General features: G+C 58.1%; 18 protein-coding genes and 1 pseudogene. 3 read left to right on the forward strand and 16 right to left on the reverse strand.

All coding sequences use genetic code 11. The features are described 5' to 3' along the window. Positions 1 to 11: 11 nt before the first annotated feature. The 3 genes and pseudogenes from WD823_RS06455 to coaE form a co-directional block, all read left to right on the forward strand. Positions 12 to 386, forward strand: a pseudogene (locus WD823_RS06455) (A24 family peptidase); the annotation flags it as partial. A gap of 21 nt (positions 387 to 407) precedes the next feature. Continuing rightward, a complete protein-coding gene (locus WD823_RS06460) occupies positions 408 to 896 on the forward strand; it encodes an A24 family peptidase (protein ID WP_368428765.1) in 489 nt (162 codons plus the stop codon). An 11-nt stretch (positions 897 to 907) separates the two neighbouring features. Beyond that, positions 908 to 1,516 (forward strand): dephospho-CoA kinase, encoded by a 609-nt coding sequence (coaE, locus tag WD823_RS06465; RefSeq protein WP_368428665.1) that lies wholly within the window; start codon positions 908 to 910, stop codon positions 1,514 to 1,516. Here coaE and WD823_RS06470 read toward each other — a convergent pair. From WD823_RS06470 to murF, 16 genes are all read right to left on the reverse strand, one after another. Then, entirely contained in the window at positions 1,513 to 2,508 is a 996-nt protein-coding gene (locus WD823_RS06470) for a Nudix family hydrolase (RefSeq protein ID WP_368428666.1), read from the reverse strand. The genes coaE and WD823_RS06470 overlap by 4 nt on opposite strands. Next, complete coding sequence (gene argJ / locus WD823_RS06475) at positions 2,489 to 3,709, reverse strand: bifunctional glutamate N-acetyltransferase/amino-acid acetyltransferase ArgJ (RefSeq protein ID WP_368428667.1); 1,221 nt, start codon at positions 3,707 to 3,709, stop codon at positions 2,489 to 2,491. The genes WD823_RS06470 and argJ overlap by 20 nt, the downstream gene beginning before the upstream one ends. Positions 3,710 to 3,712: 3 nt before the next feature. Further along, positions 3,713 to 6,421 carry a preprotein translocase subunit SecA gene (gene secA / locus WD823_RS06480; protein ID WP_368428668.1) on the reverse strand — a complete coding sequence of 903 codons (2,709 nt, stop codon included), beginning with the start codon at positions 6,419 to 6,421 and terminating at the stop codon, positions 3,713 to 3,715. A 94-nt stretch (positions 6,422 to 6,515) separates the two neighbouring features. Next, complete coding sequence (locus WD823_RS06485) at positions 6,516 to 7,445, reverse strand: M23 family metallopeptidase (protein ID WP_368428669.1); 930 nt, start codon at positions 7,443 to 7,445, stop codon at positions 6,516 to 6,518. A 77-nt stretch (positions 7,446 to 7,522) separates the two neighbouring features. Continuing rightward, positions 7,523 to 8,434, reverse strand: coding sequence for a UDP-3-O-acyl-N-acetylglucosamine deacetylase (gene lpxC, locus WD823_RS06490; protein ID WP_368428670.1), 912 nt, complete (start codon positions 8,432 to 8,434; stop codon positions 7,523 to 7,525). A 407-nt stretch (positions 8,435 to 8,841) separates the two neighbouring features. Continuing rightward, complete coding sequence (ftsZ, locus tag WD823_RS06495) at positions 8,842 to 9,978, reverse strand: cell division protein FtsZ (protein WP_368428671.1); 1,137 nt, start codon at positions 9,976 to 9,978, stop codon at positions 8,842 to 8,844. A 65-nt stretch (positions 9,979 to 10,043) separates the two neighbouring features. Further along, entirely contained in the window at positions 10,044 to 11,285 is a 1,242-nt protein-coding gene (gene ftsA, locus WD823_RS06500; protein WP_368428672.1) for a cell division protein FtsA, read from the reverse strand. 2 nt (positions 11,286 to 11,287) lie between these two features. Further along, positions 11,288 to 12,103 carry a cell division protein FtsQ/DivIB gene (locus WD823_RS06505; RefSeq protein WP_368428673.1) on the reverse strand — a complete coding sequence of 272 codons (816 nt, stop codon included), beginning with the start codon at positions 12,101 to 12,103 and terminating at the stop codon, positions 11,288 to 11,290. After that, positions 12,090 to 13,010, reverse strand: a complete 921-nt coding sequence (locus WD823_RS06510) for a D-alanine--D-alanine ligase (protein WP_368428674.1) — start codon at positions 13,008 to 13,010, stop codon at positions 12,090 to 12,092. Before WD823_RS06510 ends, WD823_RS06505 begins: the two co-directional genes overlap by 14 nt. Positions 13,011 to 13,257: 247 nt before the next feature. After that, a complete protein-coding gene (murB, locus tag WD823_RS06515) occupies positions 13,258 to 14,157 on the reverse strand; it encodes a UDP-N-acetylmuramate dehydrogenase (protein WP_368428675.1) in 900 nt (299 codons plus the stop codon). Further along, complete coding sequence (gene murC / locus WD823_RS06520; protein ID WP_368428676.1) at positions 14,154 to 15,557, reverse strand: UDP-N-acetylmuramate--L-alanine ligase; 1,404 nt, start codon at positions 15,555 to 15,557, stop codon at positions 14,154 to 14,156. Before murC ends, murB begins: the two co-directional genes overlap by 4 nt. After that, entirely contained in the window at positions 15,550 to 16,626 is a 1,077-nt protein-coding gene (gene murG / locus WD823_RS06525; RefSeq protein WP_368428677.1) for an undecaprenyldiphospho-muramoylpentapeptide beta-N-acetylglucosaminyltransferase, read from the reverse strand. Before murG ends, murC begins: the two co-directional genes overlap by 8 nt. Beyond that, on the reverse strand, positions 16,623 to 17,786 hold the full coding sequence (gene ftsW, locus WD823_RS06530) for a putative lipid II flippase FtsW (RefSeq protein ID WP_368428678.1): 1,164 nt from the start codon (positions 17,784 to 17,786) through the stop codon (positions 16,623 to 16,625). Before ftsW ends, murG begins: the two co-directional genes overlap by 4 nt. A 358-nt stretch (positions 17,787 to 18,144) precedes the next feature. Beyond that, positions 18,145 to 19,485 (reverse strand): UDP-N-acetylmuramoyl-L-alanine--D-glutamate ligase, encoded by a 1,341-nt coding sequence (murD, locus tag WD823_RS06535; protein ID WP_368428679.1) that lies wholly within the window; start codon positions 19,483 to 19,485, stop codon positions 18,145 to 18,147. A 92-nt stretch (positions 19,486 to 19,577) separates the two neighbouring features. Continuing rightward, a complete protein-coding gene (gene mraY / locus WD823_RS06540; protein WP_368428680.1) occupies positions 19,578 to 20,660 on the reverse strand; it encodes a phospho-N-acetylmuramoyl-pentapeptide-transferase in 1,083 nt (360 codons plus the stop codon). Beyond that, positions 20,661 to 22,028: a UDP-N-acetylmuramoyl-tripeptide--D-alanyl-D-alanine ligase gene (gene murF, locus WD823_RS06545; protein WP_368428681.1), complete on the reverse strand. Its 1,368-nt coding sequence runs from the start codon at positions 22,026 to 22,028 to the stop codon at positions 20,661 to 20,663. Positions 22,029 to 22,188: the final 160 nt, after the last annotated feature.

Below are 22,188 nucleotides of genomic sequence, written 5' to 3' on the forward strand. Positions count from 1 at the left end.
AATACCGCCCGATGACCGAAATCCACGCCTTTTTTTCCAGTTATCCTGCCGCGTTTCCTTGGATTGCCGTACTCTTCGGTCTTGCCGTTGGAAGTTTTGTGAATGTTACCATTTACCGATATCCAGTCATGTTGGATCGCCAGTGGCGCAATCAGTGTCACGAGCTCTTAAATGCCGGGCAGCAGCCCCCAACGCCTCCTGAGAGATTTGACCTAGCCGTGCCACGTTCGCGTTGTCCGCATTGCGGCCATGCCATCAGGCCTTTGGAAAATATTCCCGTTCTCAGTTATCTCTGGCTGAAGGGAAAATGTTCGGCCTGTAAAAAACCGATATCCTGGCGTTATCCTTTTGTTGAATTGCTTGCAGGCTGCCTTGCCGGACTGATCGCTTGGCGATTCGGATTCAGTATGGCGGCCCTGGCTGGATTGGTCATTACGTGGAGCCTTATCGCGCTCACTTTCATCGACATCGACCGGCAATTGCTGCCCGATGACATCACGTTACCGCTGCTCTGGGCCGGATTACTGTTGAATGTATTTTCCGTTTTCGCGCCGCTGGCGTCGGCGGTTATCGGCGCCGCGGCCGGCTACACGTCTTTATGGGCCGTATACCAGGTTTTCAAGATGATTACCGGTAAAGAAGGCATGGGGTATGGCGACTTCAAGCTATTTGCGGTTTTCGGAGCATGGCTGGGATGGCAAAATCTTCCGCTGGTTATTCTTCTGGCTTCCTTTCTCGGGGCCATCATTGGAATTACCTTCATGCTTTTTTCCGGTCATGATCGCCGCGTTCCGATTCCCTTCGGGCCATTTCTATGCGTGGCGGGCTGGATCGCACTGATGTGGGGTGACACCCTTACTCGTTTCTACCTCCAGTTTGCAAGAATTTCCGGTTGAAGATTGGAAACATGTTGCGAGTCGGGCTCACCGGCGGTATCGGAAGCGGCAAATCCACTGTCGCGTCGCTTCTGGCCATGCGCGGAGTCCCGGTCATTGATACCGACGAGATCGCGCGCCGGTTGACGGAACCGGGGGAAGGCGCGCATGACGAGATTATACGATCCTTCGGGAAAGCAATTCTGGATGAAAATAAAAAAATTGACCGGGATAAATTGCGTGAACAGGTCTTCGAAAACATTAATGAGCGTCACCGCCTCGAGGCCATCCTGCATCCTCGGATTCGCGAAGCGATAGGGAGAAAATTGCCCGAGCTTGATTCTCCGTACTGCATTATTGTTGTACCGCTGCTGGTTGAATCCGGTTTCATCGACCTCATCGATCGCGTTCTGGTGGTGGACGTTTCCGAAAGCACCCAGATTCAACGCACCGTGGCGCGCAGCGGATTAAGCGAAGTCGAAATCCGCAAGATCATGTCCGCGCAAGCCACGCGTGCGCAACGCTTGCAGAAAGCCGATGACGTGATCGATAACAATGATGACAGAAAACGACTCGAGGCTGAAGTGGAACGTCTGCATCAATGGTACCTCGCCCTGGCAATGACGCAGCAAAGACACTAGCTCGATGCGAGCAAAGCCACCGTTTGCTCGATGGAGTCCGCGCCCCAGATTCCGCTGATCATCGCCAATCCCACCGCTCCCGCCTGCCGTGCCTGTTCCAGATCACGCGCACGCATGCCTCCCAGGGCATACACCGGCAACTTCGCGCTGGCACAAAGTTGTGAAAAGATTTTCCATCCGAGGGGCTGTGCCTGGGGGTGTGAAGCGGTTGAACTCACGGGCCCTAAAACAACGAAATCGACTCCAAGTTGTGCCGCCCGCGTCAACTCATCAATGTCATGGCACGAAGCCGCCACCCAATAATCGCTCCGCAGGGGACGATTTTGCCCCGCAATTAAACGACGGCTGTTGAGATGAACACCGTCTGCGCAGCACTCCGGCACCCATTCCGGTTGCGCATTGATTAAAAGTTTCGCGCCATGACGATGACACATGCCGGCTGTCTCGCGTGCCATGGCCTTGTAATCCTGGGGAGAAAGTTGCGGTTCGCGCAGCTGTACCAGCCTGGCGCCGGCGATTAATGCCCGTTCAAGTCGGGAAAGAAACGCTCCATTTCCAAATTGCTTCGAATCGGTAATGAGATAAAGTGAAGGCAATGCGATTCGTTCCAGGATCGGCTGATCTGCATCAGGAAACTCATGCCCGGTAAGGTCGTGACAGTGAACCCACTTTGCCTCCTGTCCCTCTTGTCCGTGCGGAATTCCTCGATACTCGGTAACGCGCCAAACATCGAGCAGGACATTTCGGTCGTGATACACATGCCGTGTCTGCAAATAAGGTTGTGCGGCAATCAGGTCAATCCCTACTTCTTCTCTGAGTTCGCGCGTGAGCGCAGCAAAGGTATTTTCTCCCGGCTCGATTTTACCGCCGGGGAATTCCCACTTCCCTCCCTGATGACTGCCGGGTGCGCGGCGAGAGATAAAAACCTTGTTGCCATCCATGAGCAGGCCGACGGCAACGCGCAGGAGCGAATCAGCTCCGGTATTCGGCATTGATACGGACATAATCATGTGACAGATCCGAGGTCCAGATGCGCGCGGTGGCAATCCCGACTCCCAGATCGATGCGAATGAGAATTTCAGGAAGTCGCATGACGGCAATGCCTCTCGCTTCCGTGTAGTCATTATCCGGTGCGCCCTGACGTACGACGCAAACATCATTCAGGTGTATCGCCAGTTTGCTGAAATCGAGTCGCTCTACCGGCGCACGCCCGACAGCCGCCAGAATCCGCCCCCAATTCGGGTCACTGGCGAAAAAAGCGGTTTTTACCAATGGAGAATGCGCAACGGTATAGGCCACTGCAAGGCAATCCGATTCGGTCAGCCCGCCGCGAACTTCAACGGTGATGAACTTCGTTGCTCCCTCCGCGTCGCGCACAATGGACTGCGCCAGACCGATGAAAGTCTCTGTCACGGAACCTAGCAGTTTGGCATACGCCTCTCCCTCCACCCGGTCGATAACCGAATTCCTCGCGAGGCCGGTGGCCATCAACACGCAGGCATCGTTGGTTGACGTGTCGCCATCCACGGTGATGCGATTGAAAGATTGGTTAACCGCCGTTAACAAACAAGAGTTGAGCACTGCAGGGGTCACCGCCGCATCGGTAGCCACAAATGCCAGCATGGTTGCCATGTCCGGCCGGATCATGCCAGCTCCTTTGGCAACGCCAGTCAGCAATACCGTTTGTGATCCTAAATTGATTTTCCTTGAACTTCCCTTGGGTACGGTATCGGTCGTCATAATGCCGCGCGCTGCTTCTGCCCAGCCGTTTTCATTGAGGTTCATCAGGCAACCTGGCAACCCGGCGACAATTCGCGATACGGGGAGGCGCTCGCCGATGATACCCGTAGAAAAAGGAAGAATTTCCTCGGTCCGACAACCCAATTGCCCGGCCAGCGCCGCGCAGCAGGCACGCGCATCTTCAAGCCCAAACGGACCTGTGCCGGCATTGGCAAAACCCGTATTGATCAGCAGGGCGCGGGGGGGAGCCGTTTCTAGATGATCCCGTGCCACCGTCACGGGTGCCGCACAGAAACGATTGCGGGTGAAGACGGCTGTCACGTTCGTGCCCGGAGCGCATTCGATCACTACCAGATCAGGCCGATCCGGTTTACGAATCCCGGCCGCGGTTGTCCCCAGTCGGATGCCCGGGACGGAATCAAGAGGCGGCAATTCGCGCAAGCCGACGGGCATGTATCAGGCCAGTTTACCGTGACAATGCTTGTATTTCTTTCCGGAACCGCAAGGGCAGGGTTCGTTCCGCCCGATCTTGGGCTGACGTCGCGTAACCGGCTTCTGCACGGTCGCCACCGCTTCCCCGCCTTCGTTTTCCTCCGGCTGGCCACCCGCATCGAGTCTCGGATGCGCGAAGTGCATTTCCTGCGGCTGGCGATTTTGACTCTCAAGCTCTTCAATATCATGTTGTGCTCTCACCTGGACATGGGCTAGGAGATTCACCACATCATGCCGGATGCGGGTCAACATGCCGGAAAAAAGCAGAAATGACTCGCGTTTGTATTCCTCTTTCGGATTTTTCTGAGCATAGCCGCGCAGATGAATACCCTGGCGGAGATAATCCATGGCCGCCAAATGATCCTTCCACTGCGAGTCCAATACTTGCAGCATGACTGCCTTTTCCAGATGGCGCATGACATCCGGTCCGATGGTGGCCGTCTTTTCAGCATACATTCTGTCGGCTTCGGTCACTATGCGTGCGCGCAGCTTTTCCTCTTCCAGAGCTTCATTTTCTTTGAGCCAATGGGCGATAGGGAGATTTAACCCGAGATCTCGCTCAAGCACCTCCTCCAAGCCCGGGATATCCCATTGCTCCTCCAGACTCTCCGGCGGAATATGCTGGTTGATCAATTCAGCGACTACCTCATGACGGATTGTCGTGATGCTCTCGGATATATCATCTACGTCCATCAGCCGGTTGCGCTGCTCATAGATAACCTTGCGCTGGTCATTGGCCACGTCATCGTATTCAAGCAATTGCTTGCGAATATCGAAGTTCCGCCCTTCGACCTTGCGCTGGGCATTTTCAATCGCACGTGTTACCCACGGATGTTCAATGGCTTCGCCCTGCTGCATGCCGAGCTTTTGCATCAGACCCGAGAGCCGGTCGCTGCCGAAAATGCGCAACAGGTTATCCTCGAGCGATAGATAAAAACGCGACGAACCCGGATCGCCCTGGCGGCCGGAACGGCCGCGCAACTGGTTGTCGATGCGCCGCGACTCATGGCGCTCGGTACCGATTACGTGAAGTCCTCCCGCATCCACAACCTGTTTGTGGCGATGGTCCCATTCCGATCGCGCCGCCTGGCGTTTCGAATCATCGTCGCCGATTTCCTTGAGTTCCATTTCAAGATTCCCTCCCAGCACGATATCGGTACCGCGGCCTGCCATGTTGGTGGCGATGGTGACGGCACCGAGTCGGCCCGCTTGCGCCACAATCATCGCTTCCCGTTCATGATGCTTCGCATTCAGCACCTGATGTGGAATTTTCTCTTTCTGCAACAGATTAGACAAATGCTCCGAGGCCTCGATGGTTACAGTGCCGACCAGCACCGGCTGGCCGCGCTGGTGGCAATCGTGAATATCGGCGAAAATGGCGGCATGTTTCTCCGCAGCGGTGCGGTAGATCTGGTCCGCCATGTCATCGCGAACCATTAGCTTATGAGTCGGGATCACGACGACTTCGAGACCATAAATCTGGTGAAATTCGAAGGCTTCGGTATCTGCGGTCCCGGTCATGCCGGCCAGTTTGCGGTAAAGCCGGAAATAATTCTGGAATGTAATGGTCGCGAGCGTCTGATTCTCGTTCTGAATCTTTACGCCTTCTTTCGCCTCGACAGCCTGATGCAGGCCATCCGACCAGCGCCGTCCGTGCATCATGCGCCCGGTGAATTCATCGATAATAATTACCTCATTGTCGCGCACGATGTAATCCACCTCGCGCTTGAACAGCGCATGGGCGCGCAGCGCGGCATTCAGGTGATGCATCAATATCAGGTTTGCCGCATCGTAGAGACTGGTTCCCGGCTGCAGCAACCCCGCCTGGACAAGGAGTTTCTCCACCTGCTCATGGCCTGCCTCGGTAAAAAAAGCCTGACGCGCCTTTTCATCCACGCTGTAATCGCCCGGTCCCCCCTCGCTGACCTGCCGGGTAAGATGGGGAATAATTGTATTGACCTTTACGTACAAGTCGGCACTTTCATCGGTGGCCCCGGAAATAATCAGCGGCGTCCGGGCCTCATCGATGAGAATCGAATCCACCTCGTCAACGATGGCGTAATGGAGTCCGCGTTGAACGCGTTCCTCGGCGCGAAACGCCATGTTGTCGCGCAGGTAATCGAAGCCGTATTCGTTGTTGGTGCCATAGGTAATATCGGCTGCATAGGCATCACGCTTTTCCTCGCGAGTCTGGCCGGGAACGACAACACCGACGGTCATTCCCAGGAACTTGTATATGGCGCCCATCCATTCCGCGTCGCGACGTGCCAGATAATCGTTGACGGTCACCACGTGGACGCCCTTGCCTGCCAGCGCATTGAGATACACCGACAGCGTGGCCACGAGCGTCTTGCCTTCGCCGGTCCGCATTTCCGCAATCTTGCCCTGGTGCAGCACCATGCCGCCGATCAGCTGAACATCGAAATGGCGCATGCCCAAAGTACGTTTGGAGGCCTCGCGCACAACCGCGAAAGCTTCATGCAGCAGACTCTCGAGATTTTCACCGTTAGACAGACGGGTTTTAAATTCGGCGGTTTTGGCGCGCAGTCGCTCGTCAGTCAGCTTCTCAAAATCAGGTTCAAGTGCATTAATGCGCACCACATCATGCTGCATGCGCTTGAGGAGGCGGGAGTTGCGACTGCCGAATATTTTGGTAAGCGCTTTCGTAATCATGAAATTCTGTGCATCTCACGCGGAGACGTGCCGGAAGAGCGGCAATTATGGAGGAAAAGCGTTGAGACTTGAAGCTTGCTACAGCCGGAAAAGATTATTTTGTGCTTACCTGTTGCAGGTACCGCATGGGGTTGACTGATGCTCCGTTGCGAACAACCTCAAAATGCAAATGCGGCCCGGTGGAGCGCCCCGATGTACCAACCAGGGCAATGGCCGTTCCCTTTTTCACCCTGTCTCCCACCTTGACCAGCGTAGCACTGCTGTGGGCGTAACGGGTGATCAGGCCGGACTCATGCGTGACTTCAACCAGCAGCCCATATCCGGCTTTCTCGCCACTGTGTGATACAACCCCGTCACCGACGGCGAGCACGGATGAACCCATGTGCGAGGCGATATCCACGCCTTCGTGCATGGAATGATGCCCGTTGAACGGATCCGCGCGCATGCCGTATCCGGATGAGATCCATCCGCCTTCCACCGGCCAGCCGGAGGGTGTGACAGCGGCATTGAGCTTGCGGTCGAGGAGCAGGTTTTCCAGCGCGGCCAGTCGCTCCTGCTGACGTTCCACTTCCAGGGTCAGGCGATCGATGGATGACATCAGATCGGGAGGGCTGGACAGCACGCTGGCCTTTTCCGGGCCACCCATGGCGGCGTCGGCTGAAAAATTGAATTCGCGGGTATCAAGACCGGCCATCCGGGTAAGCCGGCTGCCGAGCGCATTAAGCCGCAGAACCTGTGCCTGGAGCTGTCCGAGACGTTGGGCCAAAGCATTAAGATGGGTTTCTGCGCGGCGTTTGGCTTCCGCAATCGCCATGCGTTGCGCCGCCAGCTCGCGTCGTTGTGCTGAAAGTAGAGAATCGGGGCTGTGAGTCGAAATCAGTTCTTGGGCATGATACGCCAGGACGCCGAAGAAGCCAGGCAAGACCACCAATGCCACCAGCGCTATCACGATCAGATGTCGATGTGAAAGGGTGGCATTGTTTCCTTTGCCATTACGGTTGCTCGGTACAAGAATAATGTTCATGCCGTTACTACCCCTTTCAACTCACATCTTCGGTTACAGCCAGCATTGCTTATCGTGTCTTTACGCCCGCACACTCATCAGACAGCTGGAATGGTGCGGATGAAGGCGATCGGTGCCTCATCATTCTCGTTATAGGTGATGAGTTCCCACGCTTCCTGGTGCATGATCAGTTCACGCAACAGCCAGTTATTGAGGGAATGCCCGGATTTGTGAGCGCTGAATGCACCAATCAACGGGTGCCCCAACAAATACAGGTCCCCTATCGCGTCCAGGACCTTGTGCTTGACGAACTCATCTTCGTAACGCAGGCCGTCGTCATTGAGCACCCGAAAATCGTCGAGCACGATCGCGTTGTCCAGGCCGCCGCCGCGCGCAAGCCCCGCGGCGCGCAAAGCCTCGAGGTCTCCCATGAAACCGAAAGTCCGGGCGCGGCTTACCTCTTTCACAAAAGAGGTCGTGGAGAAGTCGACGCTCGCATTTTGAGTCGAGTCGCGAAAGGTGGGATGATTGAATTCAATGCAGAAAGAAACCTTGAAACCCTCGAACGGTTCGAAACAGGCCCACTTGTCCCCGTCTTCCACGCGAATCCGTTTCTTGATGCGCATGAATCGTTTAGGCGCCGATTGCTCGGCTATGCCGGCGGACTGCACCAAAAATACAAACGGCCCGGCGCTGCCGTCCATGATTGGTACTTCCGCCGCCGTCAGGTCGACATAGGCATTATCGATTCCCAGTCCGGCGAAAGCGGACATAAGATGTTCCACGGTCGAGACTCTGGCACCGTTGCTTTCAATCGTGGTCGACAGTCGTGTATCGGATACATTTTCCGGGCAGGCGCGAATTTCGACCGGCTCGGGCAAGTCAGTGCGGCGGAAGACGATACCTGTATCAGAAGTTGCCGGACGCAGAGTCAAATAAACCTTTTCTCCTGTGTGCAGCCCCACACCCGTAGCACGGATGACGTTTTTCAAAGTCCGTTGCTTGATCATTTACTTATTTTTGATTTCCTTAAAGTATTGAAGAAAATAAATTGTCTTCGTGAAGAGCGTTCTGCATCTCCGCCAGGGCAAAAAACACATTTGTATGAGTGGCACCGATGCCTGCAATACGGCATGCAGGATATGTAATTTCGCAGAACCGGGGCGACAAAAAATCTCACTCCCTCAAGGTATTTAAGGATAAAAACCCACCCCTGTCCAGCCAAAATTCAGCGAAACGGGGTTGCGGACGGTCTAGACCGATAAATGGACCGATATGTCTCTAATAGTCCTCCTTAGCCGCCGGATCCCGTGGCGCAGCGCTTTCCGAGACGGCGGCAGTAGCGCCCATGGAAACATGGTTCATGGCGGCTATCTGCGCCCATTGCCGAAAGAGCATTCGCCTCGGGCACTGGGCGCTAGTCGGCTTGTTTCCTCAAAAAAGCCGGGATATCCAGGTACTCGATTGCCGCCTCGTTGGAGACGCCGACTGGACGTTCCGTCCGGCGGTTGCGAATTACGGTCGGAGTTTCCAAATCTTCATAATCCGTAGTACCGGTGCCGGTTTTGACGACTTTGTAAGGTTGCTTGCGTTGCTTTTCCAACCCGAGTCCCGTGGCGACGATCGTGACACGCAACTCATCATGCATCTCCGGGTCAATTACAGTCCCGATGACCACGGTGGCATCGTCGGAGGCAAAATCCTTGATGGTATTGCCAACCTCCTCGAATTCTCCGATGGACATATCGAGGCCGGCCGTAATATTGACCAGAATCCCGCGGGCACCAGATATATTGATATCCTCGAGCAACGGGCTGGAAACGGCCGCGATCGCCGCCTCGCGGGCGCGGGATGGACCGGATGCCGAGGCAGCCCCCATCATCGCCATGCCCATCTCCATCATCACCGTACGCACATCGGCAAAGTCCACGTTAATAAGCCCAGAGCGGGTGATCAGTTCCGCAATGCCCTGCACCGCGTTCTGCAACACCTGATTGGCCTTGGCGAATGCATCCAGCAGTGTTGCCTCCTTTCCGAGCACGGTCAGCAGTTTTTCGTTTGGTATCGTGATAATGGAATCTACGTATTGAGCGAGTTCCGCGATGCCTTTATCAGCCACACCCATCCGCTTGCGGCCTTCGAAGGGAAAGGGTTTGGTCACCACCGCGACAGTCAGAATATTCAAGTCCTTTGCCACCTGCGCGACTACCGGTGCCGCCCCCGTACCGGTACCACCGCCCAATCCGGCAGTAATGAACACCATATCCGCGCCGGATAGCACTTCGGCGATGCGCTCGCGATCCTCCACAGCAGCCTGGCGGCCGATATCGGGATTCGCCCCGCATCCCAGACCCTTAGTGAGATTGGTGCCGAGTTGCAAGATGGTTTTTGCTCGCGACTTCTTGAGCGCCTGTGAATCCGTGTTGGCGTTAATGAATTCCACACCATCAATATCGGCGGAGACCATGTGGTCGACAGCGTTACCGCCGCCTCCGCCGACACCGATTACCTTGATAACAGCTTGCTGTCCGTAAGTATCCATTAATTCAAACATAGCGTTGCCTCCAGTGTCGGTTTATCAAACCCAGTTGAACGATGTTTCGGCCCATTCCCCTCATTTCAGAAATTTCCTTGAAACCAGCTTTTCATTTTGTTCCATACTCCCTTGACTCCCACGGCCATGCCCGGTGTCTGGACATACTGTTTCCCTTCCCGGCATCGCGCGCCGTACAGCACCAGCCCGACGCCGGTAGAAAAAATCGGGTTATGCACCACGCCTTTCAAACCGCCAACGTATTGCGGAACGCCGAGTCGGACCGGCATGTGGAATACCTCCTCCGCCAGGTCAACCGTGCCTTCCATCTTGGCGCTGCCACCGGTAAGGACAAGACCGCTCCCGATAACGTCTTCGAAACCGCTGCGTCGCAGTTCGGCCTGAACCAGACTGTAGAGTTCCTCGATGCGCGGCTCGATGACCTCAGCCAGCGTCTGGCGTGACAGCTTGCGCGGAGGACGATCGCCCACACTGGGCACTTCAATGGTTTCGTCGCGATGCGCCAATTGCGTGAGCGCGCAGCCGTATTTCTTTTTGATGTCCTCGGCGTATTGCGTCGGTGTGCGTAATGCCACCGCGATGTCGTTGGTCACCTGATCGCCCGCGATGGGAATCACCGCGGTGTGACGGATCGCCCCGTCGGTAAACACCGAGATGTCGGTCGTGCCGCCGCCGATGTCCACCAGGCAAACGCCCAGTTCTTTTTCGTCTTCTGTCAGCGTTGACATACTTGAGGCCAGTTGCTCGAGAATGACGTCGTCCACTTCCAGACCGCAGCGCCGAACGCATTTGATTATGTTCTGCGCCGCGCTCACGGCACCCGTGACAATATGTACCTTGGCTTCCAGCCGCACGCCGCTCATGCCAATCGGCTCACGAATGCCTTCCTGCTTGTCGATGATGAATTCCTGCGGAAGAATGTGCAGCACTTTCTGGTCCGCCGGTATCGCGAGCGCGCGCGCCGCCTCGATCACGCGTTCGACATCGCTCTGTCCCACTTCCTTGTCCTTGATGGCGACGATGCCGTGCGAATTGAAGCTGGAGATGTGCGACCCCGCGATGCCGGCGTATACCGACTGGATCTGGCAACCGGCCATGAGCTCAGCCTCTTCGACGGCGCGCTGTATGGATTGCACGGTCGATTCGATGTTCACCACGACGCCTTTTTTCATCCCTCGCGAAGGATGGTGACCCACGCCGATTATCTCCACCTCTCCGGTCGGAGTGAGCTCCCCGACAATCGCCAACACCTTGGAGGTACCGATATCGAGTCCAACTATCAATTTTTCATCGTCTCGTCTCGCCATGGTTACCCCTTGTCAGACGTTTCCGACCGTTGTGTGCCAAGCGTCTCCGTGTGGCCGGGTGATCCGCTGATACCGGCCCCGTGGTCGCCAGCCAGATCAATCGCAAAGCCATTGCTGTAGCGCAGGTCGACCCGCTTGATTTCCGAACCAAGATGCGTGAGCGATTTCGCGTACACCCGGGCAAACCGTTCCAGTTTTTGCGCGGGATTTTCCTGATCGAGCACGATTTCCATGTCATTGGCGAGCGTCAGCCGCCAGGTCCGTCGTGGCGTGAGCGTGATCCGTTCCAATTGCAAACCGACCGCGGCCATGATCTGACTGAAATTTTTACTGTGCTCAAGCACTTGCGGCCCGGTACCCTCCGGGCCTTCGAGGCGCGGAAGTTCCGCGGGAAAATCTTGTCCCGTTACGGGCACCACGTCGCCCGCCTGGTTGAGAAAAGCCCCATCCCCCCAACGCGCGGTCAGCCGCTGTTCCGTGAACCGGACATGTATGTCCTGGGGCCATTGACGGCGTACCGACGCCCGATAAACCCAGGGGAGCGATTCCACACGCGCTTTTACCGCATCCAGATTCAGCAGGAAGAAATTGCCATGCACGGCATTCATCACGGTTGATTCCAGTTCCTGTTGCGTTACGTGCACGAATTCGCCTTCGAAGCGCACATGCCTGACAGGAAAATTGTCTGTGCGCAACAACCAGTCGGCACCGAATGCCAGCACCAGCAATCCGAACAACAGTGAAAACAGCAAGACCGCCGCCTTGAAAAGCCCCATGCCCGCTTCCGGTTTACCGTTGCCCGCGTCAACGTTGTACATCGGCTGTCTCCAGAATCCGCAACACGAGTTCGTCGAAATTCATGCCCGCGTGCTTGGCCGCCTTGGGAACGAGGCTATGATCGGTCATCCCGGGCACCGTGTTCACTTCAAGCGCATACGGCTTGCCGCTGTTGTCGAGCATGAAATCCACGCGTCCCCAACCTGAGCAGCCAAGGGTGGTGAATGCGCGCCGCGCGAGGGACTGCAATTCCATTTCCTGGGCGGAAGACAGGCCGCAGGGACACAGATAGCGCGTTGTGTCGAGAATATATTTCGCCTCGTAATCGTAGAATTCACGGTCGGTTTCAATCCTGATCAGCGGCAGGGCCTGATCACCGAGAATGCTGCAGGTGATCTCTGCGCCACCTATAAAACGTTCGGCGATAACCTGATCATCGTACTTAGCCGCCATTTCCCAGGCGGACTTCAGTTCCGCCACTGTCTTGGCTTTGCTGATACCCAGGCTCGAACCCTCGCGCACCGGTTTAACGAAAACCGGTAATCCGAGCTTTACTACGACTTCGTCCAGATCGGTCCCCGGGGCGAGCACGATGAAATCCGGAGTCGGAATACCGGTGGCGGACCACAGGTATTTGCTGCGGAGCTTGTCCATTGCCAGCGCCGATCCCAGCACTCCACTCCCGGTATACCGAATGTCCAGCATTTCCAGGGCGCCCTGTATCACGCCGTCCTCGCCCCAGCGGCCATGCAAGGCGATGAACACTCGCTCGAACTTTTCATCCTCAAGAATTCTCAGAGTCGATTTATCGGCATCCATCCCGCGTGCCATCACATTCTGGCGTTGCAATGCGGACAGCACGGCCTTGCCGGTTTTGAGCGAAACCTCCCGTTCGGCGGAAGGTCCGCCCATCAATACGGCCACTTTGCCGAATTTCCTGCGGCTCATACCGTCAACGCCTCCGTTGTGTCGGGGCCATATTGCCCATCGCATTGTCGGCGTTCGGCGGTATTCGGGCGCCGCGGAGCGTTGCCCGAGGGACCCGTTAAACGGGATCGGGCAGCGGAGCGGATGCCAGCGAGCGCGTAAGCGGCGCCTGCATCCCGCGCAGCGGTCGCATCCCCAAAGGGGCCCCTGCTCCGCGCTGCGCGGTCGCGTCGCATCCCCTCTTTCAAGAAAGCCCCTGCTCCGCGGCTCATACCGTCCCCTCCCCGATCACGCGCACTTCCGGCTCGAGTGTCACCCCGTGGAGGTTTTCCACTACGGCCTGTATCCGGGATATCAAACGTTCGATTTCAGCTGCCGTGGCACCACCCTGATTGACAATGAAATTTGCATGCAGCGCCGAGACGCAGGCTTGTCCCTCACAGGCGCCTTTGAGTCCGCTCGCCTCGATGAGACGTGCCGCATGATCGTGGGGCGGATTCTTGAACACGGATCCGGCATTCGGAAGCTGCGTCGGCTGAGTGGCACCGCGCTTGGCCAGAAGTGTTTTGATCAGCGATTTGCCTTGCTTTGTTTCTCCCCTGGCAAGTTTCAAGTGCGCAGCGATAAACCATTCGTCTTGCGGTCCGTGAACCGAACGATAATTAATCCGATAATCCGAAGCAGGGCGTTTGCGTCGGCTGCCCGTGCGGTCGATTGTTTCCACTCGATCGACGATCTGCCACGTTTCACCACCGAAGGCACCGGCATTCATCGCGAGCGCCCCGCCGATCGTGCCGGGAATGCCGGCAAGAAATTCCGCGCCGATGAGCTGGTGCTCGGTGCAGAATCGCGCCACTTTGGCGCTGGGCACCCCGGCCTCCGCCCGCACGATCCCTTCACGGAGTACGCGCAAATTACTCAACGCGCCGCTGGTCATGATCACCGTCCCGCGCACACCGCCGTCACGCACGAGCAGGTTGCTGCCCAATCCCACCCAATGGACCGGCTCCTGCGAAGGCAGCGATTTAAGAAATCCCGCCAAGTCATCGGGATCGGCGGGTATATATAAGTGGTCAGCCGGTCCGCCGACGCGCCAGCTGGTATGGCGTGACATGGGTTCAGCGACAAGCAATTGTCCACGGAGTTTTTGCGATTTCACCGGCATCATCCGCTTTTCCTGAAAACCAGCGTCTGCGGGAGCGAAGCCGCGACATTGCCGATACTGCCGGCGCCGAGGGTGAGTACCACGTCATTGCCCCGAACCACGTCCTGCAGCTCGTGCGCGAGCGTGTTCACGTCTTCGATGAAAATCGGGTCCGTCCGGCCGCGCGCACGAATCGCGCGGCAGAGCGCGCGGCCGTCGGCACCGCTGATGGGCGATTCCCCCGCGGCATAGACCTCGGTGACCAGCAGCAGGTCCAGGTCAGCCAGCACCGTGCTGAAATCGTCGAGCAGGTCGCGGGTACGCGTATACCGGTGCGGCTGGAATATCACGACCAATCGCCGGTCCGGCCAGCTTGCCCGTGCGGCGGCGACGGTGGCGGAAATCTCGCGTGGGTGATGTGCGTAATCGTCCACCAAAATGACGTCGCCCCCGGCACGCGAGACGCGACCGTTGATCTGAAATCTCCGTCCAATACCGGCGAAAGCGGCGAGCGCGCGCACGATGGATTCCTGGTTCACGCCGAGCTCGTGCGCGATGCCGATCGCGGCGAGCGCATTCAGCACGTTGTGCTGTCCAGGCTGGTTGAGCTCTACCGCCATCCAGTTCTTTTGCCCGCGCAGCTCGGCCGTGAAATACATTCTGGTTTCATCCTGGCGCAGCTGGACAGCGCGCAAATCGGCATCGGGGACCGTGCCGTATGTCAACACCGGCCGATGCACCTGCGGGATGATTTCGCGCACCACCGGATCATCGAGACACACCACGGCAAGTCCGTAGAACGGGAGATGCTGCAGGAAATCGATGAACGCCTGCTTCAGGCGGTTGAAATCACCGCCGTAGGTGCCCATATGGTCGGCGTCGATATTCGTCACGACGGCCATGAACGGGGAAAGCTGCAGAAATGACGCGTCGCTCTCGTCGGCCTCGGCAACCAGGTACTGGCCGTGTCCCAGGCGTGCATGCGCACCCGCGCTGTTCAGGCGTCCGCCAATCACGAAGGTGGGATCGAGCCCGCCTTCGGCCAGGCAACTTGCGACGAGACTTGTCGTGGTCGTTTTGCCATGCGTGCCGGCGATGGCGATGCCGCGTTGCAGTCGCATCAATTCTCCCAGCATCTCGGCGCGTGGAATGACCGGGATCTTGGCGGCGCGAGCCGCACGAACTTCCGGATTGGTTTCATCGACGGCTGAAGAGACCACGACAACATCCATGCCCTTGACGAGTTGTGCGTCATGACCGATCGCCACTTTTACACCGAGCGTATTCAGACGCCGGGTATTCGGGGATTCGCGCGCATCCGATCCCGAGACCTCGTACTGCAGGTTATGCAGCACTTCGGCGATGCCGCACATGCCCGCTCCGCCGATGCCGACAAAATGGACGCGTTGCACGCGGTCACGCATCGATCACCCCCAGGCAGACTTCGGCCACGTTTTCGGCCGCATCGGTCACGGCCAAGTGGCGTGCCGCGCGCGCCATTTTCAAGGGAAGATCGCGATTGGCGGCAAACCCGGACAACAGTTCACACAGCCGGTCGGCGGTGAATTCCGTTTGCGGTATCAGCACGGCGGCCGAACGGTCGGAAAGAAAACGGGCGTTGGCCGTCTGGTGATCGTCCACGGCGTAGAGATAAGGCACGAGGATCGCAGCCGATCCGGAGGCCGCCAGTTCGGCGATCGTCATGGCGCCCGCGCGGCAAAGAACCACATCCGCCCACGCATAGGCCCCGGCCATGTCATCGATAAATTCAGTCACTTTCGCGGGTAAGCCGGCGTACGCCGCCGTGACGTGTGCGGCCGCGTTGCGGCCGGATTGATGCCACACCTCCGCTCTGATCTTCTCCGGCAGATTCCTGATCGCAACCGGGACCACGTCATTAAATACGTTAGCGCCCTGACTGCCGCCCACAACGAGCAACCGCAATCGTCCCCCGCGCGAGGCCATCCGCACATCGGGCGGCGGCAGTCCGATGATCTCGTTGCGCACCGGATTGCCCACCGGGCGCGCCGGGATATGGCTGCCGAACGTCTCGGGAAATCCGCACAATACCTGGTCAGCGATCAACGCCAGCCATTTGTTGGTCATGCCCGGAATGGCGTTCTGTTCGTGAATGACCAGCGGTGTGCACGTCAGCCGCGCCACCAGGCCACCGGGACCCGCTACGAAGCCGCCCAGGGATAACACCGCATCCGGTTTTCTCCGCCGCAGGACACGCAGCGCCTGACCCATCGCATAGACAAGCGTGAACGGGAACAGAAGCCAGCGCACCCAGCCCTTGCGACGCACGCCGCGTATCGAGAGCCACTCCATGTCAATCGCCAGGCCGGACGCCGGCACGGCATGGGCCTCGAGGCCGCGCCGCGTTCCGAGCCAGACAACGTGCACCCGTTTTTCAAGCAGCCGGCGCGCGACGGCAAGCCCCGGGAAAACGTGCCCGCCGGTTCCCCCCGCCATGATCAACACGCAACTCATGTCCTACCCCAGGCCGCCGCCCGCGCCTCGCGCCCGATAAGGAGCAGCAGGCCCATGGCCATGCAGCTCGCCAGCAAGCTCGACCCGCCATAGCTCAGGAACGGCAGTGTCAATCCCTTGGTCGGCATCAATCCCATGTTCACGCCCATGTTGATCATCGCCTGAGAAGCGAACAGCAGTCCCAATCCCTGCGCCAAGCGCGCGCTGTATAACTGTCCCGCGGCCTCGGCCTGATGGGCGATGACAAAGGCGCGCGCGAAAATAATTCCAAAAAGCACGATGACACCGAGCACGGCCATGAGCCCGAGTTCCTCGGCCAGTACCGCGAAGACGAAATCCGTATGCGCCGCCGGAAGATAAAAAAGTTTCTGCACGCTCGCTCCCACGCCTACTCCGAACAACTCTCCGCGTCCAAAAGCGATGAGCGCCTGAACCAGTTGAAATCCGGAGTTGAACGGATCGGCCCACGGATCGAGGAAGCTCGTTACACGCCCCATGCGGTAAGGAGAGATGACCGCGAGAACCGCCATCCCGCCCAGTCCCACAGCGAGTACAAGCATGAAATGCCAGAACCGGACACCTCCGAGAAACAGCATAGCGAACACCGTCACCGTCATCACCACCAGGGTGCCCATGTCGGGTTCCAGCAGGAGCAGCGTGCCGATCACAGCCACCACCAGGCTCACCATGACGATTCCCTGGGTGAAATTCCTGAGCGCCTCCTGCTTGCGCACGAGATAACCAGCGAGATACACCACCATGAAAAGTTTCATGAACTCTGACGGCTGTATATTCACGATCCCAAGCCTGATCCAGCGGGAGCTGCCGTTTACGTGTGCGTTGATACCCGGCACCAGCACCAGGCAAAGTGATGCAATGCCGAGCAACAAAAGAAACGGGCCGGATTTTTCCCACCAGCGTATTCGCGTATGCATGACGAATACCATCAGGACGAGTCCGAGAATCGCGAAGCTGACATGGCGTATGAGGTAATACGCACTGTTTTGCATTTCACGTTCGGCGTAGGCGATGGACGCCGAGTACACCATGGTCACACCCAAGGCGAGCAACACGAACGTGCAGCCGAGCAACCACCGGTCCCACACTTGCAAGGCCCGGCCGGCGGTGCGTACGCTGTCCGGCATTATCGCGTCAATCATGCCTGCCACCTCCACAAGGTCGGATAATATCCGCTCACCATACCGTCGGTGGCCGGCGGCAATTCACCGGTCGCCACCGGCAATCCTTTCCGTAGCCTCGTGCCAAACGGTGGAAGCGCTGTCACCACAAACAAAATCCAATCCGGTGGCCGCGAGCGACTCGCGGACGGTCGCATCCCCACGGCGCGGGGGCCCGGCTCCCTGCTCGCGGTCGCATCCCCACGGCGTGGGGCCCCGGCTCCGCGGCTCATGCCCGCCGCCTCCGTAAGATCAGAAATGAATCCGTGGCGCCGTGCTGTCGGCGTCCTGCGGCATTCGCCGGTCGCATCCCCACGGCGTGGGGCCCCGGCTCCGCGGCTCATGCCACTACCTCGCGCACGGCTTCGCGAAAAACCTCCGCACGATGTTCATAATTCCGGAACATGTCGAAACTCGCGCATGCCGGCGAAAGCAACACCACGTCACCGGTTTGCGCCAGTTCATGCGCGATGCGTACAGCGTCATGCATGTCTTTTGCGCGACGTACTGCCATGACACCGCCGAGGGTTGCTTCGATCTGCGGCGCATCGCGCCCGATTAAAACCACGGCACGGGCATGTTGGCGGCACGCGATTTTTAATTCATTGAAATCCTGCCCCTTGCCATCGCCTCCGGCGATCAGAATCACCGGCGCAGTCATGCCGTTGAGCGCCGCGACTGTCGCGCCCACGTTGGTTCCCTTGGAATCGTCGTACCAGCGCACACCCAGGTGTTCAGCCACGAGTTCGGTGCGATGCTTCAGCCCCTTGAAACCGCGCACGGCCACACAGGTCGCTTCCGGTGTAATGCCTGCGGCCTCCGCCAGTGCCATGGCGGCCAGCACATTAGCCAGATTGTGACGACCCGCGAGCGGCACATCGCGTGTTGGCATCAGCAGCTGAAGTCCGCGCGCAAGCCACGTTTCTCCGTTTCGTTCGGTGAGGCCGTAATCCTGCGCCGCGAGTGGCTGTCCAAGGTTAAAGCTGACCATCCGCCTTCCTGACAGACACATGCGCATCACCCATGGATCGTCGGCATTAAGCACAAGCGTGCCGTTACCGCGAAAGATTCGCGCCTTGGCCGCGGCGTATTCCTCGATATCCCGATACCGGTCCAGGTGATCCGGCGTGATATTCAGCACGGTCGCCGCGCGGGCGTTGAGCGACGCGGTCAGCTCCAGTTGAAAACTCGAAAGTTCAATCACGTAGACATCGGGCACCGGTTGCTCGAGCAGCGACAGCGCCGGCACGCCAATGTTGCCGCCAACCGCGGTTTTCAAACCTGCCAGCCGGCACATTTCCCCGGTCAGCGCCGTGACGGTGCTTTTGCCGTTTGACCCGGTGATCGCAATCACCGGCGCGGTCACTTGACGCGCGAACAGCTCAATGTCACCCACCACTGGCACGCCGTTATCGACGGCACGAGCGATTTCCGGATGCCTGACTGACATCCCGGGGCTAACCACTAACATACCCGGATCGTCAAAAAGTGCGGGTGGAAATTCGCCGGTATACACCGCAACCTGCGGAAATTCACGCTTGAGCGCTTCGAGTTTCGGAGGTTCCCGGCGTGTATCCACTACTGTCGTTGCATAACCTAGGGCTGCGAGATGACGCACGCAGGAATATCCCGTGAGTCCGAGGCCCACCACCAGCGCACGTTTTGTTTCCGTCTTTGCCATCGCCAATGCCGTCACTATTCGTTTACCCCGTTACCCTCACCCCTTACCCTCTCCCTAAAAGGGAGAGGGGGAGTTGGTGAGAATCTTTATTTCTACCGAATCTTTAACGTCGCCAAACCGATCAGCACCAGAATCAGCGAGATGATCCAGAAGCGCACGATCACGCGCGGTTCGGGCCACCCTTTCAGCTCAAAATGGTGATGCAACGGCGCCATGCGGAATATTCTTTTCCCGGTCAGTTTGAACGAAGCCACCTGCAGCATCACTGAAACCGTTTCCATGACGAACACGCCACCCATAATAAGGAGCACGATCTCCTGGCGGACCACCACGGCGATCGTTCCCAGGGCGGCGCCGAGCGCAAGCGCCCCGATATCGCCCATGAACACCATGGCGGGATACGTGTTGAACCAGAGAAATCCCAGGCCGGCGCCGACGATGGCGCCGCAGAAAATCAGCACCTCGCCCGCCCCGGCAATATAGGGAAATCCGAGATAAGCGGAGAAATTGTGATGGCCCATGACGTAGGCGAAAATTCCAAGCGCGCCGGCGACCATAACGGTTGGCATGATTGCCAGACCATCCAAACCGTCCGTGAGGTTCACGGCATTGCTCGATCCCACAATCACCAAATAAGCGAACAAGATGTAAGCCGGGCCCAGGTCAATGACGATGTTTTTGAACACCGGCACGATCAGCGCGGTTTCCGCCGGACTTTTCGCGGTGTAATAAAGGAAGAACGCGGTACACAATCCCGCGACCGACTGCCAGAAAAATTTTCCCTTCACACCGATGCCGCGCGGATCCTTGTTGACAATCTTCTTGTAATCATCCACCCAGCCGATAGCCCCGAACGCCGCGGTCGTAAACAGCACCGCCCACACGAAGCGGTTGGTCAGATCGGCCCATACCAGCGTTGCGATAAAAATAGACACAAGGATGAGGGCGCCGCCCATGGTCGGCGTGCCAGCCTTGGACAAATGCGTCTGCGGCCCGTCCTGGCGTACCGTCTGTCCAATCTGGCTGAAACCCAAGCGGCGGATGATGGCCGGGCCGATCCAGAAACTGATTCCGAGCGCCGTCAGCACGCCCAGGATGCCGCGCAGCGTCAGATAGCGGAAGACGTTGAAGAACGAGAAATCCCGGGCCAGTGTGTCAAAAAGGAAATACAGCACTTAGCGCATGCCTCCGGATTCCATGGAGGTTTGTGTTTTATTGATGATTCCGGAAACAATCCGCTCCATGCGCATGACGCGCGAGCCTTTGATGAGCACGGTCATGTCGGCGTGGAGACTATCCAGCAACGTCTCGATCAGTTCTATATGGTTCTCGAAGTGCCGGGCGCCCTTGCCGAATGCGCCTACCGCGACGCGGCTGAGTTCGCCAAAGGCATACAGATGTTGTATTCCGATGCGCTGAGCGAGTTCGCCGACCCGGAAATGGATATCCGCCGACGCCGTTCCGAGTTCAGCCATGTCGCCGAGCACCAGGACGCGTTCGCCGGGAAACTCCCGGAGTACCTGCAACCCGGCGGTAACCGAGGCGGGATTGGCGTTGTAAGTATCATCAATGATTCGCGCCCCGTTGATACCCCGTTTTACTTCCAGGCGACCGGATGTCGCGCGCAGTTTTTCAAGCCCGGTTCTGACATTGTCGAGCGCAGCGCCGGCGGTGATAGCGGCGGCGCCGGCCGCGAGTGCATTCATGACATTGTGTCTGCCCAGCAGTGGTACGCGCATGTCGATGTCTCCGTGTGTGGTGGTTTTTAGATGAAGGGTGCTGCCGGTGTCGGTGAGCCGGTACTCCGCGCTCACATCGGCTTTCCGATCCAGGCCGAATGTCAAACATTTCTTCAATCCGGTGAGTGTTTTCCAAAGTGGAAAATACGGATCATCCGCGTTGAGGATGGCGGTGCCGTCGGCGGCGAGACCGGAAAATATCTCGCCTTTGGCGCGGGCTGCGTTTTCGAGTGTGCCGACTCCCGCCAGGTGCGCCTCACCGGCATTGGTGATCAAGGCGATTGTCGGACAAACAAGACGGGAGAGATATTCAATCTCCCCAAGATGATTCATGCCCATCTCGATCACGGCATAGCGATCGCTGGCGCGCATGCGCGTCAGCGTCAAAGGCACGCCGATATCGTTATTGAAATTACCGCGCGTGACACATCCGGCACCGGTCTGTTCCAGTATCGCGCCGATCATTTCCTTGACCGTGGTCTTGCCATTACTGCCGGTGACGGCGATGACGGGAATCCTGAATTGACCGCGCCAGAATGCGCCGAGATTCCCGAGACCCAGACGGGTGTTCGGGACATGCACGTAGGGCAAGGGCGTTTCCATTTTGCGCCCCAGCAGGGCGCCGGTGGCGCCCGCGGCAATGGCCTCGGCGAGAAAATTGTGTCCATCGAACCGCTCGCCCTTGATGGCAACGTACAGGTCCCCTTGCTGCAAGGTCCGGGTATCATGGCTGACACCCGTGAATACCGCGTCGCGCCCGGTCAGTGGTGCTTTCAACACTTCGGCGAGAATCAAGAGCGACATCACGCTTCCGCCTCCGTGCGATCAGAAATACTTCCGTGCCGCCATCCTGTCGGCGTCCTGCGGCATGCGCCGGTCGCATCCCCACGGCGTGGGGCCCCGGCTCCGCGGCTCATGCCCACCGCCTCCGTCAGGGTTGAAAAATATCCGCGCCTCTGCACTG

The sequence above is a fragment of the Sulfuricaulis sp. genome, from assembly GCF_040901545.1.
Lineage (GTDB): Bacteria > Pseudomonadota > Gammaproteobacteria > Acidiferrobacterales > Sulfurifustaceae > Sulfuricaulis.